At 63.9% G+C, this 17785-nt stretch carries 17 protein-coding genes; 11 read left to right on the forward strand and 6 right to left on the reverse strand.

Going from position 1 to position 17785, the window contains the following annotated elements; translation table 11 throughout:
- Nucleotides 1-624: 624 nt before the first annotated feature.
- Nucleotides 625-2367, forward strand: coding sequence for an ABC transporter substrate-binding protein (locus AWB68_RS36185; protein WP_087649048.1), 1743 nt, complete (start codon nucleotides 625-627; stop codon nucleotides 2365-2367).
- Nucleotides 2368-2794: 427 nt separating this feature from the next.
- Here AWB68_RS36185 and AWB68_RS36190 read toward each other — a convergent pair whose 3' ends face one another.
- The 4 genes from AWB68_RS36190 to hmpA form a co-directional block, all read right to left on the reverse strand.
- Nucleotides 2795-4024, reverse strand: coding sequence for an NnrS family protein (locus tag AWB68_RS36190; protein WP_087649049.1), 1230 nt, complete (start codon nucleotides 4022-4024; stop codon nucleotides 2795-2797).
- Between the two features lie 20 nt (nucleotides 4025-4044).
- Nucleotides 4045-4488: a cupin domain-containing protein gene (locus AWB68_RS36195; RefSeq protein WP_087649050.1), complete on the reverse strand. Its 444-nt coding sequence runs from the start codon at nucleotides 4486-4488 to the stop codon at nucleotides 4045-4047.
- An 18-nt stretch (nucleotides 4489-4506) separates the two neighbouring features.
- Nucleotides 4507-4944, reverse strand: coding sequence for a carboxymuconolactone decarboxylase family protein (locus AWB68_RS36200; RefSeq protein WP_087649051.1), 438 nt, complete (start codon nucleotides 4942-4944; stop codon nucleotides 4507-4509).
- A gap of 181 nt (nucleotides 4945-5125) precedes the next feature.
- Nucleotides 5126-6307 carry an NO-inducible flavohemoprotein gene (gene hmpA / locus AWB68_RS36205; RefSeq protein ID WP_087649052.1) on the reverse strand — a complete coding sequence of 394 codons (1182 nt, stop codon included), beginning with the start codon at nucleotides 6305-6307 and terminating at the stop codon, nucleotides 5126-5128.
- A gap of 110 nt (nucleotides 6308-6417) precedes the next feature.
- Here hmpA and norR point away from each other — a divergent pair, with 110 nt between their 5' ends.
- On the forward strand, nucleotides 6418-8010 hold the full coding sequence (gene norR / locus AWB68_RS36210) for a nitric oxide reductase transcriptional regulator NorR (RefSeq protein WP_087649053.1): 1593 nt from the start codon (nucleotides 6418-6420) through the stop codon (nucleotides 8008-8010).
- Nucleotides 8011-8225: 215 nt separating this feature from the next.
- On the opposite strand, the gene AWB68_RS48490 is transcribed toward norR, so the two are convergent.
- Entirely contained in the window at nucleotides 8226-8399 is a 174-nt protein-coding gene (locus AWB68_RS48490) for a hypothetical protein (RefSeq protein ID WP_160110133.1), read from the reverse strand.
- Between AWB68_RS48490 and AWB68_RS36215 the strand changes: the two genes are divergently transcribed.
- The 8 genes from AWB68_RS36215 to AWB68_RS36250 all read left to right on the forward strand — a co-directional run bounded on the left by AWB68_RS36215 (nucleotide 8398) and on the right by AWB68_RS36250 (nucleotide 15208).
- Nucleotides 8398-9057 carry a c-type cytochrome gene (locus AWB68_RS36215; RefSeq protein ID WP_087649062.1) on the forward strand — a complete coding sequence of 220 codons (660 nt, stop codon included), beginning with the start codon at nucleotides 8398-8400 and terminating at the stop codon, nucleotides 9055-9057. The two genes, AWB68_RS48490 and AWB68_RS36215, sit on opposite strands and share 2 nt — an antisense overlap.
- A gap of 13 nt (nucleotides 9058-9070) precedes the next feature.
- Nucleotides 9071-10363 (forward strand): c-type cytochrome, encoded by a 1293-nt coding sequence (locus AWB68_RS36220; RefSeq protein WP_087649054.1) that lies wholly within the window; start codon nucleotides 9071-9073, stop codon nucleotides 10361-10363.
- A 7-nt stretch (nucleotides 10364-10370) separates the two neighbouring features.
- A complete protein-coding gene (locus AWB68_RS49060; RefSeq protein WP_087649055.1) occupies nucleotides 10371-10544 on the forward strand; it encodes a hypothetical protein in 174 nt (57 codons plus the stop codon).
- A gap of 10 nt (nucleotides 10545-10554) precedes the next feature.
- Complete coding sequence (locus AWB68_RS36230; RefSeq protein WP_087649063.1) at nucleotides 10555-11121, forward strand: cupredoxin domain-containing protein; 567 nt, start codon at nucleotides 10555-10557, stop codon at nucleotides 11119-11121.
- A complete protein-coding gene (locus AWB68_RS36235; RefSeq protein ID WP_087649056.1) occupies nucleotides 11111-12736 on the forward strand; it encodes a b(o/a)3-type cytochrome-c oxidase subunit 1 in 1626 nt (541 codons plus the stop codon). Before AWB68_RS36230 ends, AWB68_RS36235 begins: the two co-directional genes overlap by 11 nt.
- Nucleotides 12733-13533: a c-type cytochrome gene (locus AWB68_RS36240; protein WP_087649057.1), complete on the forward strand. Its 801-nt coding sequence runs from the start codon at nucleotides 12733-12735 to the stop codon at nucleotides 13531-13533. Before AWB68_RS36235 ends, AWB68_RS36240 begins: the two co-directional genes overlap by 4 nt.
- Before the next feature lie 97 nt (nucleotides 13534-13630).
- The gene (locus AWB68_RS36245; RefSeq protein WP_087649058.1) at nucleotides 13631-14698 is read left to right on the forward strand and encodes an NAD(P)/FAD-dependent oxidoreductase; all 1068 of its coding nucleotides are present in this window, start codon (nucleotides 13631-13633) and stop codon (nucleotides 14696-14698) included.
- Between the two features lie 72 nt (nucleotides 14699-14770).
- Entirely contained in the window at nucleotides 14771-15208 is a 438-nt protein-coding gene (locus AWB68_RS36250; protein WP_087649059.1) for a MarR family winged helix-turn-helix transcriptional regulator, read from the forward strand.
- Nucleotides 15209-15469: 261 nt separating this feature from the next.
- On the opposite strand, the gene AWB68_RS36255 is transcribed toward AWB68_RS36250, so the two are convergent.
- Nucleotides 15470-16795, reverse strand: coding sequence for an MFS transporter (locus AWB68_RS36255; protein WP_087649060.1), 1326 nt, complete (start codon nucleotides 16793-16795; stop codon nucleotides 15470-15472).
- A 232-nt stretch (nucleotides 16796-17027) separates the two neighbouring features.
- Between AWB68_RS36255 and AWB68_RS36260 the strand changes: the two genes are divergently transcribed.
- Nucleotides 17028-17785: LysR substrate-binding domain-containing protein (locus AWB68_RS36260; protein WP_087649061.1), on the forward strand; the 758-nt coding region annotated here is incomplete at its 3' end.

Raw genomic sequence — 17785 nt, forward strand, 5'->3', positions numbered from 1 at the left:
TTCATCGTTGTTGGCATGTAGAAAAGGCGCGCACGTCGCACCGCTGCGCGGAGTGGAACAGCAGTCATACATCCGTCATGGCACTTCGTGCCCGACGACAGGTTCGCTAAGCGGTGAATTGAAGCTTGCAGCAAGCACGAACGAGCGATGTGGCGATGGGTTTCTGTTTTACCTGACGGGTGAGCGCGTAGCGCGAGGCTGGATGTATGACTGCTGGTCCACTTTGTATGGTGGTGCGATGCCCGAGCCTCTCCTAGGTGCCAACAACGATGAAACCCTGCTAACGACACTCCCCCGGTTGGACCACTCCGAGGGAGCGGTCTGGAGGCGCATGGCAAGGATTGGCGGTGGGAAGCTGCTTTCTTTGCTTACTTTCTTTGCAGCAGCAAAGAAAGTGAGTCCCGCCCCGGACAGGGGCAGAGCAAATAAACCACTAAGAAAACAAGTTCCATAGAAGCACAAGCGCATCAAACGGTGTAACCCCAACCCAACCCAACCCACCCCAAACCCAACCCCAACCCCAACCCCAACCCCAAGCGCCAGCGACCACCATCGGTTCCGTTACTACCCCGAACGCGACCCGGCAGATGATCCAAGGGGGAGACAGAAAGTGAGGAGAAGACCATGAAACACAGGAGACGGATCGTCGCACTTGCAGTCGGAAGCATCTTCGCGGGTACGCTGGCAAGCCACGCAGCCCTCGCCGACACCGCAGCGGCGCAAAAATGGGTCGACAGCGAGTTCCAGCCGAGCACGCTCTCGAAGCAGCAGCAGATGGACGAGATGAAGTGGTTCATCGACACCGCCGCCAAGCTCAAGTCGCAGGGCGTGAAGGAGGTGCACGTCGTATCGGAAACGCTCGACACGCACATGTACGAATCGAAGACGCTCGCCAAGGCGTTCGCGGAAATCACCGGCATCCAGGTCAAGCACGACATCATCCAGGAGGGCGACGTCGTCGAGAAATTGCAGACCTCGATGCAATCCGGCCAGAGCATATACGACGGCTGGATCTCGGACTCGGACCTGATCGGCACGCATTATCGCTATGGGGTGATCGTCCCGCTGTCCGACTACATGGAAGGCGAGGGCAAGGCGTTCACGAATCCGGGCCTCGACATCAAGGACTTCATCGGCACGAGTTTCACGACCGCGCCCGACAAGAAGCTCTACCAGTTGCCTGACCAGCAGTTCGCGAACCTCTACTGGTTCCGCGCCGACTGGTTCGCACGCAAGGACCTGCAGGACAAGTTCAAGGCGAAGTACGGCTATGACCTCGGCGTGCCGGTGAACTGGAGCGCCTACGAGGACATCGCCGACTTCTTCACGAACGACGTCAAGACCATCGACGGCGAAAAAGTCTTCGGTCACATGGACTACGGCAAGAAGGACCCGTCGCTCGGCTGGCGCTTCACCGATGCGTGGCTCTCGATGGCCGGCGAAGCCGACAAGGGCATTCCAAACGGATTGCCAGTCGACGAATGGGGCATTCGCGTGACGCCGGACGGCTGTCATGCGGTGGGCGCGTCGGTCTCGCGCGGCGGCGGCACGAACAGTCCGGCGGCTGTCTACGCGACCACGAAGTACATCGACTGGCTGAAGAAATATGCGCCGCCGGAGGCGTCGGGCATGACCTTCAACGAAGCCGGCCCGGTGCCCGCGCAAGGCAAGATCGCACAGCAGATCTTCTGGTACAGCGCGTTCACCGCTTCGATGCTCAAGCCCGGCAACGTGACCAATGCGGACGGCACGCCGAAGTGGCGCATGGCGCCGTCGCCGCATGGTCCGTACTGGAAGGATGGCATGCAGAACGGCTATCAGGACGTGGGTTCGTGGACGTTCTTCAAGTCGACGCCCGCCAACCAGCGCGCGGCCGCATGGCTCTATGCGCAGTTCGTGACATCGAAGAGCGTGTCGCTGAAGAAGTCGATCGTCGGCCTCACGTTCATCCGCGATTCGGACGTGCATAGCGACTACTTCACGAAGAACGCGGACAAGTACGGCGGCCTGATCGAGTTCTATCGCAGCCCGGCGCGCGTCGCGTGGACGCCGACCGGCAACAACGTGCCCGACTATCCGAAGATGGCGCAACTCTGGTGGAAGAACGTCGCGACGGCGGTTGCCGGCGAGAAGACGCCGCAGGCCGCGATGGACAATCTCGCGAAGGAAATGGATCAGGTGCTGGCTCGTTTGCAGCGCGCGGGCATGAAGGTCTGTGCGCCGCAACTGAACGCGGAGAGCGATCCGTCAAAGTGGCTGTCGGACCAGCACGCGCCGTGGAAGAAGCTCGCCAATGAGAAGCCGAAGGGCGAGACAGTGAAATACGACGAGTTGCTGTCGGCGTGGAAGAATGGGAAGGTGCGCTGAGCGCGAGAAGCAACGGAGGCAGGACGAGGCGGGCGACCCGGCATGTCGCCCGTTTTCTTATCGGAGCACGCGTTATCCGGCGGTTGGCCTGCCGCTCGTTCGATACGCGTTTTCGCTGCTGCCGGGGGGTGGTCTCCTCGCTCGTTTATACGAGCGTTGCTGGAAGCCAGGCGTTGTTCACGTCGGCATGTTCGGGTCGTCGATGCTGGTTTGCGCGGACGATGCTGTCAGTTTCGAAACCAGATTGACGCTTGCGCTCATGCTTTCCTCCAGATATTTCGCGGGTACCGGTCGTTGAACCGATGACGAAGTGTCGCCGCTTGAGGTAGGCGCGGGAAACCCATCGCGAGGAGGGAGGCTGCGTTTATTCGGGGGATTGCAGGGCTACCCCGCGAAGGGAGGGCGCGTTTGTTTGTCCTCGGGTGATTCAACCCGGCTTGCCATCGGCGCGAGGCCGGCACAGTGGCCGCGCATAGGCCGCCACATAGATTGCGAAGCCGAGCGTCCAGCACGCGCCCGCGCTCCAGATCCACACCATGTAGAACTGCGGTGCCACGAGCGGGCCGAACACGCGCAACGCCGAGCCCGCCATGACAAGTGCATAGCTGGAGATATCGCGCAGATCGGCGACGAGTGGAAGACCGGTGTGTCCGCGCGCGGTACGCGTGATCATCGCGATGATCGCGCCGCCGATCACGCCCGCCGTGAACGCGTGCATCGCAAGCGTATGCGGCGCATGGCCCGCGGCGCTCAATGCGAGCAGCGCGAAGCCGAGCGGAATCCACGCGTACGCGAGATGCAGCACCGCGAGGATCGGCGGGCGGCGCACGAGATACGAACGCCATCCGATGAGCCGGGCCACATGCGTCGCGCACGCGACGATCGCGAGCACGCCGACGATGCGCGAATCGATTCCCGCGGCATCGGCGAAGAGCGCGAGCGCGGTGACGGGCGCGACCGCTAGCTCGACCGGCCGCCATCTGCGCGCGACGAAACCGGGGATCGCATTGGCGGTGAACATCGGGAGGACGCGTCCGGCGATCACGCTGACGAGCAGCACGACGATCCCTGCCGCCGCGTAGAGGCAGCGCATCGCGAGATCGGCGCGTCCGCCGATCGTGAAGAAGTGGAAGGCGGCGTCAAGCGCGCCGAACGACATCAGCACCGGCACCAGGAAGTAGTTGCGCCGGTTGCCCGCCTTGACCAGGACGCGCAACAGGACCAGCGCCGCGATGGGCAGAAAGGCGCTGTCGACGATGGCCGCGGGCACGGCGGGACCGCTCCATACGAGCACGCGCGCAACGAGCCACAGCGCGGCGAGAGCGGCGAGCGGAGCGCCCTTGACGGTGTCGCGTCCGGTCCATGCGCGCACGGCGGTCAGCAGAAAGCCGGCGACGATCGACGCCGCGAAGCCGAACACCATCTCGTGGGCGTGCCATCCGACCGGGTTGATTCGCATCAGGTAGCCGCCGGTCAAAGGGACGCCGCCGAGCACCAGCAGCCATACGACGAGCGCGATTGCCGCGCACGCCGCGCCGAGCAAGTAGAAGGGCCTGAAGCCGAGATTGAACAGCGCGGAATGGCCGGACGGCTGGTGTTTTCCGGGCGGCACAACGTAGACAGGGGCGGGTTCGTTGGGTTTCAAAGCAAGTTCCATGGAAGCCTGAGCGCACTACATCAATGCGGAATCGGCAGCTTGACCGGATCACTCTCGCCGACGACCGCAAATACCAGCAGCTTCGCAGGCTTCGTCCTGCTCGCATTGCGCGACACGACATGATGCGCACCCGGCGCTTCGTACCACGATTCACCGGGGCCGTAGGTCTTCGCGGGCGAGCCTTCGAGTTGCGATGTCACGTGGCCTTCGAGCACGTACGCGAAGATCGAACCGGGGTGCATGTGCGGCTCCGATGCCTGGCCCGGCTTGTAGGCGACCGTCGCGATCAGGACGTTCTTGCCGGCCGCCTCGGGAATCGCCTGCTTCATGACAGGCGTTACTTTTTCCGCGCCCGGGTCAGTTGCGTTACTTGCGTCGTGCGCGTGCGCAGCCTGCGCGCCAACGACCGCGAGGGTCGTCGCGAGCAGGACGGCGGCGTTGCGTAACCTGGAATTCAGATTCATCACCGCTCCTTTAGACGTTCAGCCGGGCACTTTGCGAAACGCGATCGAAAAACGGTTCCAGCTGTTGATCGCCGAGACGAGCAGCGTCAAATCGACGATTTCCTCGTCGCTGAAATGCGGCTTCACGGCGGTCCACACGGCGTCGGGAACGTGTTCTTGCGAGACCAGTGTCAGCGCTTCCGTCCACTCCAGCGCGGCACGCTCGCGATCGGTGAAGAACGGCGTTTCGCGCCACACGACGACCGTCGCGAGCCGACGCTCCGTCTCACCGCCCTTGCGCGCATCGGTCGAGTGCATGTCGACGCAGAACGCACAGCCGTTGATCTGCGAGGCGCGCAGGCGCACCAGTTCGACCAGCGATTTTTCCAGCGCGGACTTGCCGATGCGTTCTTCCAGGCCGAGCATCGCCTTGATTGCGTTCGGATTGGCCTTGTAAAAGTCGAGACGGGATTCCATGGTCGATTCCTCTTTGATCAGGTTGACTGGTGCGTCAGGTTTGACGCGACAGAAGGAAGATTAGGCTTCGGAGTGGCTTCTGAAAAGAGCCGATTTCGGCTAATTCGAGGTGACCAGTGGAGCATGCTTCGTCGCCTGGAAAAACGCGCTCCGAAGAACGCGTCCCCATTTCACCAATACATCATTCCAGCGCCGATGCCGGCCCGAAAAACTCATAGCGGCTCTGCGAGTCCGGCACGCCGAGCGCCTTCAGGTGCTTCTTCACGGCCTTCATGAACGCTACCGGCCCGAGGAAGTACGCATCCACGTCGCGGGTTTCGGGAAGCCACTGATGCAGCCGCGCCTCGTCCAGATGGCCGAAGCCGTGGGCGTGATCGTCCTCGTCGCGGCGATGCTCGTAGCAATAGAAGCGCTGGAGCTGCGGATGACGTTCGGCCAGCGCGTCGATGGCATGGCGGAACGCGTGCACGCCGCCGTGACGCGCCGCGTGGATGAAATGCACCGGGCGCTTCGTGGCGAGCGCGGCCTGCAGCATCGCGAGCGTCGGCGTGATGCCCACACCGCCGCTGATCAGCACGAGCGGCTTGTCGTTGTGTTCGAGCCTGAAGTCGCCGGACGGCGCGAAGAGTTCCAGCGTGTCGTTCTCGTGCACGTTCGCGTGCAGGTGATTCGAGACCTTGCCGTTCGGCTCGCGCTTCACGCTGATGCGATACTCGCGCCCGTTCGGCGCCGCCGAGAGCGAATAGTTGCGCCTCGTCTCCTCGCCGTCGATGAACACGCGCAAGCCGATGTACTGGCCCGGATGGAAGTCGAGCAACGCGCCGCCGTCCTCGGGGCGAAAATAGAACGACGTGATCTCGTCGCTCTCCTCGACCTTGCGCGCGACACGGAACACGCGCGTGCCGCGCCATCCGCCCGGCGCCGCTTCCTTCTCGCTGTAGATATTTTCCTCCAGCCCGATCAGGATGTCGGCGAGCTGGTTGTAGGCGGCGGCCCACGCCTCGATCACGGCATCGGTCGCGATCTCCGCGCCCAGCACTTCGCGGATTGCCCTGAGCAGGCAGCCGCCAACAATCGGATAATGCTCCGGCAGGATGTTCAGCGCGACGTGCTTGTTGATGATCTGCGAGACGAGGCCGCCGAGCTTTTCGAGCTGGTCGATGTGGCGCGCGTACATCAGCACGCCGTTCGCGAGCGCGCGTTGCTGCGAGCCGCTCGCCTGATGCGCCTGGTTGAAGAGCGGGCGCACTTCGGGGTGCTCGGCAAGCATCATGGCGTAGAAATGCCGGGTGAGGGCCTCGCCGCCGCTTTCGAGAAGGGGAACGGTTGCCTTGACGATCGCACGGTGTTCGGGTGAGAGCATTGTGATGGTTCCTCGCGTGAGTTGATGCCCTGGTGGGCATTGGCGGGCTTATCTATCCACGATTCGTGCCAGTTAGCTATTTCAATAAAATCAATGGATTACAACGAGTGATGGTCGATTCGACTCTGGTCAATACGACTCGATATGAAGTCAATACGACTGCGAAAGCGTTGCTCGACGCGCTCGTGCCGCTGATGCAGGACCTGTCGCGCGACCTGCCCGACACGGAGCGCTATCGGCGGCTGCTGCAAAGCCTGCGCGCGCTCGTTCCAAGCGATGCGACCGCGCTGCTGCGCCTCGATGGCGACACGCTCGTGCCGCTCGCCATCGACGGCCTCACGAGCGACACGCTTGGCCGGCGCTTTCGCGTGAGCGAGCATCCGCGCTTCGCGCAGTTGCTCGCACAGCCGGAACCGACGCGCTTCGCGGCGGATTCGGACCTGCCCGATCCTTACGATGGGCTCGTGAAGGGCGTCTCGGGCGAACTCGAAGTGCACGACTGCCTCGGATGCCCGCTCTTTATCGGCGGCCGGCCGTGGGGGCTGCTCACGCTCGACGCGCTCGATCCGGCGCGCTTCGACAGCGTCGACATGGCTTCGCTGCAGGCTTTCCTGAGTCTCGCGGCGGCTACCGTGAGCGTGGTCGAGCGCATCGATACGCTCGCGCGCACGAGCGTGGAAGAGCATGAGCGCGCCGAAGCGTACCGGCAGGCGAGCGGACCGAGCCGGCGCGAGATGATCGGCGCGGGCAAGCAGCACCATCGCCTGCTGGACGAGATCGCGATCGTCGCGAAGAGCGATCTGACGGTGCTCGTCACCGGCGAGACCGGCGTCGGCAAGGAACTGGTCGCGAGCGCGATCCACGCGCAGTCGCCGCGCGCCGGCAAGCCGCTCATCAGCCTGAACTGCGCGGCGCTGCCCGATACGCTCGTCGAGAGCGAACTGTTCGGGCATGTGCGCGGGGCGTTTTCAGGCGCGTCGGCGGACCGGCGCGGCAAGTTCGAACTCGCGGACGGCGGCACGCTCTTTCTCGACGAGGTGGGCGAACTGTCGCTCGCCGTGCAGGCAAAGCTCTTGCGCGTGCTGCAGAACGGCCAGCTACAGCGCATCGGCTCGGACAGCGAACACACGGTCGACGTGCGGCTCATCGCGGCGACCAATCGCGATCTCGCGCACGAGGTGCGGGAGGGGCGCTTTCGCGCGGACTTCTATCATCGGCTGAGCGTGTATCCGCTCGTGGTGCCGCCGCTGCGTGAACGCGGGCGCGACGTGCTGCTGCTCGCCGGCTACTTCCTCGAAGAAAACCGCTGGCGGCTCGGCCTGCAGAGCCTGCGTCTCGCCGCCGATGCGCAGGCCGCGCTGCTCGGCTATGCGTGGCCCGGCAACGTGCGCGAACTGGAACACCTGGTCGGACGCACGGCGCTGAAGGCGCTCGCGGCGCATCGCGAGCGGCCGCGCATTCTCACGCTGCACGCCGCCGATTTCGGTTTGTCGGACGGGCAGGAAGCGCGCGTGCAAGTGGAGCGGGCCGCGGCGCCCGAGCCCGAGCAGAAGGATTTTCGCGGCGCGGTGAGCGCGTTCGAACGAACGCTTCTCCTCGACGCGCTCGCGCGCAGCAACCAGAACTGGGCATCGGCCGCGCGCGACTTGAGCATGGACCGCGCCAATCTGAACCGGCTGGCGAAACGGCTTGGCCTGAAATGATCGCAATGGCCGAGCGCAAGGCCGGCAATTCAAATTGAAAATGCTCAGTGATAGCCCGGCGAAATATTGACTTCGATCATTGTTCCCCGGATCAAAAAAGTGTTATTGATTGTTCAAGTGCGGCACGCCAGCGTCTTTATTTCGTCGTGCTTGCGCAATGATCGGATCGTCGATTGCAGCATTGATGCTGGCAATTTCCCGCTAGTCTTGTAACATCAGTAGCACCAGCCGCACCCGTAATCGCTTTTCGCATCGCCTTCAAGAACGCCTGTTGCCGGATCGTCACGATCCAATCTGCGCAACGGATCGAACATGGCAAATCGAAACGGGGGATACGTGGGAAGACGCAGCGCTTTTTTCCTCTTCGCGCTCCTCGCGTTTTTCAGCATGAATGCCTTCTGTGCGGACGCGGCGACCGAGCGCGCCCCCGACACGATGGCAGCGCGCGTGCTCGGATGCGCGTCCTGTCACGGCGCGCGGGGCGAAGGCACCGACAACGATTACTTCCCCCGCCTCTCCGGCAAGCCGGCCGGCTATCTCTACAATCAGCTACAGGCGTTTCGCGACGGCCGGCGCAAGTATCCGCCGATGAACTACCTGCTCGCGTACCTGCCCGACGCCTATCTGCATCAGATCGCGGATTATTTCGCCGCAGAGCGTCCTCCGTTTCCGCCGCCCGGTGCCGTCACCGTCGATGCAAAGACGCTCGCGCTCGGCCGTGCGCTCGTCACGAATGGCGATCCGTCGCGCAAGGTGCCCGCGTGCGTCGCGTGCCATGCGGCGGCGATGACCGGCATGGAGCCCGCCATTCCCGGGCTGCTCGGCCTGCATGCCGACTACCTCAGTGCGCAACTCGGCGCGTGGCGCTACGGCACGCGCAGCGCGCTGGCGCCCGACTGCATGAAGAAGGTGGCCTCGCAACTGAGCGATCGCGACATCACGGCGATCGCTGCGTTTCTCGCGTCGCTGCCCGCGCCGGCCAATCCGGTGCCTGTTGCCGCCGGTTCACTCAAGATGCCGCTCGCTTGCGGCAGCGTGCCCAACTAGCTGAGGATTCGACGTGCTCAGTCTCCGACACCTCAAGGCGCTTTCCACCCTGCTCCTCGTCAGGACGGGTTGCGCCATTGCGGTAGCTTGCGCGCTGATCGCTGACGCGGGCGCGCAGGCCAGCGCGCCGAAGGGCGATGCGAGCGTCGTCGCGCGGGGCGAATATCTTGCTCGCGCGGGCGATTGCGTCGCGTGCCACACGTTGCCGGCGGGCAAGGTCTTCGGCGGCGGCCGTCCGATGGACACGCCTTTCGGCACGCTCTACACGCCGAATATTTCCTCCGACAAGGAAACCGGCATCGGCAAATGGACCGCCGCCGAGTTCTACTCGATGATGCACACCGGCAAGTCGCGCGATGGCTCGCTGCTCTATCCCGCGATGCCGTTCGGCTCTTACACGAAGGTCACGCGTGCGGATTCCGATGCGATCTACGCGTACCTGATGTCCACGACGGCGGTGCATCAGCCGAACCGTCCGCACGAATTGCGCTTTCCGTTCAACAAGCGCCAGTTGCTGATCGGCTGGCGTTCGCTTTTCTTCCGGGAGGGTGAGTATCAACCTGATCCGAAGCAGCCGGCCGATTGGAATCGCGGCGCGTATCTCGTCGAGGGCCTCGGGCACTGCGCGATGTGCCACACCGCGATCAACGCGCTGGGCGGCAATGTGGCGTCGAAGGCGTTCGAGGGCGGGCTGATACCGCTGCAGAACTGGTACGCGCCGTCGCTGACGTCGAACAAGGAAGCGGGTCTCGGCGACTGGAGCATCGAGGACATCGTCGGCCTGCTGCACGCGGGCATCTCGAACCGTGGCGCGGTGTACGGGCCGATGGCCGAGGTGGTCTACAACAGCCTGATGTACCTGACCGAAGACGACGTGCGCGCGATGGCGGTCTATCTGAAGGCGCTGCCGCAACGCTCGGGCGACAAGGCCGAGCCGCCGAGCGCCGCCGTCACCGAAGCGCGCAACGATCTCGCGCCGCTCGGCAAGAAGGTCTACGACGCGCAATGCGCGGTGTGCCACGCGGCGCAAGGCCAGGGCAAGGTGCCGCACTTCCCGCCGCTCGCGAACAATCAGTCGATCGAGATGAACTCCGCCGTCAACCCGATCCGCATGGTGCTGAACGGCGGCTATCCGCCGGGCACCTTCAAGAACCCGATGCCCTACGGCATGCCGCCGTTCGCGCAGGCACTGTCGGATGTCGAGGTTGCGGCCGTCGTCACCTATATCCGCACGGCGTGGGGCAATCACGGCGCGCCCGTGACCGTCAAGGAAGTGAACGAACTGCGCTCGGCACCACTTTATTGAGGACGTGATGGAGAAGCCACCCACCGGAAGGGACGCAAGCGACGAAGCCGCCGTCGACGAGATCGTCGCGAGCGGGCCGAACGGTGCGATCGCGCTTGCGAGCATCGCGACGGCGATCGTCGTGGGCCTCTGGTTCGCGTTCTACTTCCTCGTGTTCCTGCCTCGCGGCGTGATCCAGTGAGGCGGCGCACATGGCCATGAACTCCGCTTCACACGATGTCGCCGAACGCGTAGAGAAGCGCTGGGCAATCGTCGTCGTCGCGATCGTCACGGTGCTCGTCGCGATGACGATCTTCACCGGCCTGCACTGGGCGATGATGCCGCCGTCGCGCGTGGAGACGGTGAGGCCGGAGACGCTGCACGTATCGGGTGAATTCGTCGAGAGCAACCTCGGCAGCGCCGTGGAACCGGATGGATCGGTGACGGTGCGCATCGTCGCGCAGCAGTATTCGTTCACGCCGCAATGCCTGCTGGTTCCCGCCGGCACGCCGATCACGTTCCGCGCGACGAGTTCGGATGTCGTTCATGGTTTCCTGATCACCAACACGAACATCAACTCGATGCTCGAACCGGGCTACATCGCCACCTTCAAGACCACCTTCGACAAACCGGGCGAGCACCTGATGCCGTGTCACGAATTCTGCGGAGTGGGCCACCAGGGCATGTGGGCGCACGTCAAGGTGGTCGACAAGGCGGACTTCATGCAGATGGCAGCGGGCCTGCCGGCGACTTCGCGGAGGTTGAGCTGTGTTAAATAGCAAGCGACTCGTTCTCGCGCATTTCTGGCTGGCGTTCGCGGCATTCGGCATCGCGCTCCTGCTCGGCGCCTGGCAGATGTACGTGCGCAGCCCGCTGCACCCGTGGCTGCAGGACGCCGAGATCTATTACCGCTCGGTCACCGCGCACGGCACGGCGATGGGCTATGTGTTCCCGACCCTGATCGCGATGGGCTTCGGCTATGCGGTCAGCGAGCTTGCGCTCAAGCGGACGCTGATCGGACTCACCTGGGCGTGGCTCGGCTTCGCGCTGGTCGCGGTCGGTGCGGTCGTCGCGATGGTGCCGGTGGCGATGGGCCTCGCGTCGGTGCTCTATACGTTCTATCCGCCGATGATCGGCAGCGTGTTCTACTACATCGGCGTCGTGCTGGTGGTGGTCGGATCGTGGATCTGGGTTGCGCTGATGTCGGTGAACCTGCACGCATGGAAGCGGGAGAACCCCGGGCGCCCCGTGCCGCTCGCGATGTTCGCGACCGTCGCCGGTGCGTATCTGTGGGGGTGGACGGCGGTCGGCGCCGCGCTCGAAATCCTGTTCCAGATCTTGCCGGTTGCGCTCGGCCTGAAGAGCACGATCGACGCGGGGCTCGCCCGCGTGTTCTTCTCGTGGACGCTGCACGCGATCGTCTACTTCTGGCTGATGCCGGCCTACATCGCGTACTACACGATCATCCCGCGCGCGATCGGTGGGCGTCTCTACAGCGATTCGATGGCGCGCATCTCGTTCATCCTGTTCCTCGTCGTGTCGATGCCGATCGGCATTCACCATCTCTTCGCCGATCCGCAAGTCGGCTCGGGCTTCAAGTTCATGCAATCGGTGTTCACCGCGCTCGTCGCGGTGCCGACGCTGCTCACCGTGTTCACGATCTGCGCGTCGGTCGAGATCGCGGCACGCCTGCGCGGTGGCAAAGGCGCGCTCGGCTGGATCGGCGCATTGCCGTGGCACAACCCGATGATGCTCGCGCTTGCGTTCTCGTTCGTGATGCTCGGCTTCGGCGGCGCGGGCGGCCTCATCAACATGAGTTATCAACTGGATTCGACGATCCACAATACGCAGTGGATCACCGGCCACTTTCATCTGATCTTCGCGGGCGCGATCGTGATCATGTACTTCGCGATCGCCTACGACCTGTGGCCGCATCTCACGGGCCGCGCGCTCACGAGCATCAAGCTGATGCGCGCGCAACTGTGGCTGTGGTTCATCGGCATGATCGTACTGACGTTCCCGTGGCACTACGCGGGCATTCTCGGCATGCCGCGGCGCATGGCTTTCTACGACTACTCGAACCCGGAGATCGCGGCGCAGGCCTTCTCGGTCATTCTCTCGGTAATCGGCGGATTCATACTCGTCGTATCGGCGATCCTGTTCTTCATCGTCCTGATCCGCGGGCATCGCGGCGTGCGCATCGTGCCCGAGGAGTTTCGCTTCAGCATGGCCGTGCATGAGCCGCGGACGATTCCCGTCGCGCTCAACGGCTTCGCGCTGTGGCTCGCGTTGATGATCGGCCTCACGCTCGTCAACTACGGCTTTCCGATCGCGCAGCTGATGACGCGCTCGGAGACGTCCGTGCCCGCCGTTCCCATTGGAGCGCAGCGATGAGCGACGAACGCCTTTTCTCGCTTCGGAATCCGTGGTTCAGGACGAGCGTCGCCGCGACGGTCGGGCTGGCGGCGGTGTCGGCGGTGGTCGGGTTCGTGTGGCTGCCGTCCGCGCAGAGCGACGCGCCGTTCCAGGGCATCTGGAACGCGATCTGCAGCGCCGCCGGCGTGCCGCAGCAATGGCTCGGCGGCGGGACGCCGGTGGTTTCGAAGGTGCGCCTGAGCCAGGTCCAGGTGACGCCGCAACTGCTTGCGAACCCGAGCAGCAATTCGGTCGGACGCGGCGCGACGCTCGCGCTGCGATGCACGATGTGTCACGGCGAGCGCGGCATGAGCGACGCGAACTCGCCGAATCTCGCGGGACAGTATGCGGTCGTGATCTACAAGCAGTTGCTCGATTTCCAGCATGGCGCGCGCAATAACGCGGTGATGTCGCCGATGGCGAGGAACCTGAGCGACCAGGACATGCGCGACCTGGCCGCGTACTACGCGAGCCTTCCGCAGCCGCCGGCGCAGCGCCGCGTGAGCACCGCGAACATGCCGGCGATCGTGGCGCACGGCGCGCCGATGCGCAACATCGCGCCTTGTGCGGCGTGCCATGGCGGCATCGACAACAAGGCGGGCAGCCCGTGGCTCGACGGCCTGCCGGCCGCGTATACGAAGGCGCAATTGCAGGCGTTCGCCACCGGCGCGCGCGCCAACGACATCAACGAGCAGATGCGCAACGTCGCGCGCAACATGACGCCGGACGAGATCGATGCGGCCGCCACGTACTACGCGGGTGCCGGGGCGCACTGATCGCCAGCGCCGCTCGTCCACACCGCGTGCGGTGTTATCGTTGCCCGCGCGGGAGCGTTTCTGTATCTTGGGCTTGATCAAAGTCCAGGTACAGCGAATGCAATCCGATGCCAATCCCATCCCCACTGCGCCCGAAGCCGCGCCCATCCAGACCGACGTGCTGATCGTCGGCGCCGGTCCTGTCGGTCTGTTCGCCGCATTCGAGGCGGGTGTGATCGGCCTCTCGTGCCAGATCGTCGATTCGCTCGCGCGCGTGGGCGGCCAGTGCATCGAGCTGTATCCCGACAAGCCGATCTACGACATCCCCGCGATTCCCTCCTGCACGGCGCGCGAACTCGTCGAGCGCCTGATGCAGCAGTGCCACCCGTTCGAGGTGCCGATTCATCTCGACCAGCGCGTGATGGATGTGACACAACGCGACGACGGCCGCTGGACCGTTCGCACCCAACAAGGCATGGTGCTCGATGCCGCCGCGATCCTGCTGGCGGCCGGCAACGGCGCCTTTCTTCCGCAACGCCTGATGCTTCCCGAGGCCGCGGCGCTGGAAGAACGCCATGTGTTCTACAGCGTCGCGAAGCTCGCCGATTTCGCCGACCGGAACGTGATCGTCGCGGGCGGCGGCGACTCCGCGCTCGACTGGGCACTCGCGCTTCGCAACGTGGCGAAGCGTCTCACGCTGGTGCATCGTCGCAATGGTTTCAGCGCGACCGCGTCGTCGGTGGACAGTATGAAGCGCGCGGTCGCGGCGGGCGAGATGGATTTCGTCGTCGGCATGATCGCCGGGCTCGATGCGCCGGAGGGCACGCTGCGCTCGGTGTCGATCAAGCACGTCGAGGGCACGAGCGAGCTGGCTGCCGACATGGTCGTCGTGCTCTATGGTCTCGTCGCGGATCTGGGGCCGATCGCGAACTGGGGGCTCGATATCCGGGCGGGGCGCGTCGAAGTCGATACTTCGAATTACGAGTCGTCGCGGCCCGGCATCTTCGCGGTCGGCGATATCGCGAACTATCCGAACAAGCAGAAGCTGATTCTCTCCGGCTTCCATGAAGCGTCGCTTGCGCTGCGCAAGGCGTATGCGTATGCATATCCGACGAAGAAGCGGGTCCACGTCCATTCGAGCTACGACGCGAAACTCGCCGAACGGGTGCAGGCTAGCGCCGAATAGAAAACCGCGCGCGTCCGCTTGATAGTATCTGATGAGTCAAATATAGTGTCCGCCATCACAGGGGGCACTACGATGAAGCATTACACCCGGGACAATTTCAAGCTCACGCACAGCGTCGGGTTCCTTCTCAACAAGGCGCGCAATCTGATGCTGATGGAAATGGACCTCGCGTTGAAAGACCTCGACATCACCGGGCAGCAGATGGGCATTTTGCTCTCGTTGATGCGCGGCAACGCGACTACGCCATTTGAATTGTCGAAGTTGCTGGGCATCGATACAGGCCTCATGACGCGAATGCTCGACAAGCTCGAAGGGAAGGGGCTGCTCGGGAGAGAGCGTAGCGTCGAGGACCGGCGGGTGGTGAATTTGCTCTTGACCGCGAAGGGGCGGGAAGTCGCCGACAGGATTCCGGATATCGCGCCGGAAGTGCTCAATGCGCGGCTCGGCAAATTTTCCAAGGCGGAGTTTGATGAGTTCCGGCGCTTGCTGGGGAAGTTTCTTGAGGGTTGATCGTCCCCTCGACTACCCCAAAAACAGTCTCGCGACGATCGACAGCAATCCTGCTCCAACTGCAACGAACGCGACCAGAACGATGCTTACCAAGCAAAGCCGCCAGATCGTTTTCATCGCGTGAACCAAAAAAAGACAGCCGCCGAAGCGGCCGGAAGAGGGGATTCGCTGTACGTCAAGAAGCAGACTATGCGGGTTTTCTTAACGCAAACTTAAACGTGCCGCCTGAACGGCACGCCCTTCCGAGCCGCCTCCGTCGAGCTACCGCAGCGCGTCGCTGTAACGATCCTTCAACGGCAGCAAAGTCGCCAACGCCACCGCGCTCCCGAAGATCACGTAATAGCAGATCGAGAGCGCGTCGCCGGTCGTCATCGTCAGCCACTGGACGATGGCCGGCGCGAAGCCGCCGAAGATCATCACGGCGACGTTGTAGCTCACCGAAATGCCGGTCGAGCGGATGCTGGACGGCAGCAACTCCGAGATGAACGCCGGATAGCAGCCCTGAAACGTACTGAGATAGAGCATCAGGAGCGCCTGGCACGCGATCAGCATCGGCAGGCTCGGATGCGCGGTCAGCACCGCGAAGATCGGATAGGCCGTGACCAGCGACATCACCAGCGCCGTCGCCATCAGCTTCTTGCGGCCGACTCGGTCGGAAAGCGCGCCCGCGATCGGGCAGCACAACAGGTAGATGAACGCGCCGATCGACGAACTGATCAGGCCGTCGGTGAGCGACATGTGCAGCACGCGCGTCGCGTGCGTCGGCAGGTACAGCAGGAAGATGTACGTGCCGATCGTGCCGAACACCGTCAGCCCGAAGCCCGCCGCGACTTGCACCCAGTGCTTGGTCGCGGTGTCGCGGATCGGCGTCGAGGTCAGTTCGTTGTTGTGGCTCTTCTCGACGAACACCGGCGATTCATCGAGTTTCGAGCGCAGGTAGAGCCCGACCGGCACGATCAGCAGCCCGACCACGAACGGAATGCGCCATCCCCAGCCGTTCAGGTGCTCGGGACTGAGCGAACGCGTCAGCACGGCGCCGAACAGCGACCCGAACAAGCTGCCGATTGCCTGCGCGACCATCTGATAGCTGCCGAAATAGCCGCGCCGGTTGGCCGGCGCGTATTCGACGAGAAACGCGGTCGCGCAGCCGACTTCGCCACCCGCCGAGAAGCCCTGGATCAGCCGGCCGATCAGCATCAGGATCGGCGCGGCGATGCCGATCGCCTGATAGGTCGGCGCAAAGGCGATGAACGCGATGCCGACGGCCATTAGCGAAATGGTCAGCGTAAGCGCCGATTTGCGGCCGACCCGATCGGCGACGGCACCGAGCACGATGCCGCCGAGCGGGCGCGTCAGGAAGCCGACGCCGAAGGTCGCCCAGGTGGCGAGCAGCGATATCGTCGGACTGGTGGCGGGAAAGTAGAGCCTGGAGATGATGACGGCGAAGAAGCCGTAGACCATGAAGTCGAACCATTCGAGCGCGTTGCCGATGGTCGATACCACGATCGCTCGTCGGCCGGAAAGGCTTCTGAGAACTTCGCGCTCACGGTCGGCGGAGGCGCCTGCTGCGGGTAAGACGGTGCTCATCGGAAGCACTCCCTGTTGCGTAGGTCGACAAAAAAAGCGGGCTCTCGCGGAGCACGTCGTATCGGACTTCGTTCACCTGGACGTCGCGACCGGCGAATGGCCGGCCCCGAAGCCGCTGGAATTCTTCAAACGCTACACCCGGCTGAAATAAGAAAATATATAATTTCTGAACTGAGACTTAAGAAAACCTGATCCATCGACCGGAACCGGGCCGGGAGCCGCGCGCAAACCCATGAGCAATATCCGTTTTCTTCGCACCTTCATCGCGGTGGCGCGCTACGGCTCGTTTGCCGCCGCCGCCGAAAAAGTCGCGCTGACGCAGGCGGCCGTCAGCATGCAGATGCAAACACTCGAAGACGACCTGAAACGGCCGCTCTTCGACCGCGTCGGCCGCACGAACCGGCTGACGAGCATCGGCATGCAGATCCTCCCGCAAGCGGAGCGCCTGGTCGCGCTCTACGACAGCATGCGGCGCACCGGTCTCGACGATGAAATCGCCGGCTCGATTTCGGTCGGCGCGGTCGATTCGGCGATGGGCGCGCTCGCCTCGGTCGTGACGGACCTGAAGGTGCAATATCCGAGCCTCGACGTGCGGCTCTTCACCGGCAAGGCGCTCGCGCTCGCGCCGCAAGTGGAGGCGGGCGAGATCGACGCGGCGGTGATCGTCGAGATGGCGGGGAAGACGCCCGCGAGCCTCAACTGGACGCCGCTCTATGCGGAGCCGCTCGTCGCCGTCGGTAGCCGGGAGACTGCGCCCGCCAACGCCGCCGAACTGCTGCGCAGCCGGCCGTTCCTGCGCTTCGACCGCGCCCAGCGGACCGGCGCACTGATCGATCGCGCACTGCGCCACAACCGGCTCGCCGTCAACGAATTCCTCGAACTGAACTCGCTCGAAGTGATCGTCGAACTCGTGCGGCAGAACACGGGGGTGTCGGTGGTGCCGCTGCTCGAATACGGCTCGTGGGCGCGCGATCCCGCACTGCGCATCCT

This window comes from Caballeronia choica (assembly GCF_001544535.1).
GTDB classification, from domain to species: Bacteria; Pseudomonadota; Gammaproteobacteria; order Burkholderiales; family Burkholderiaceae; genus Caballeronia; species Caballeronia choica.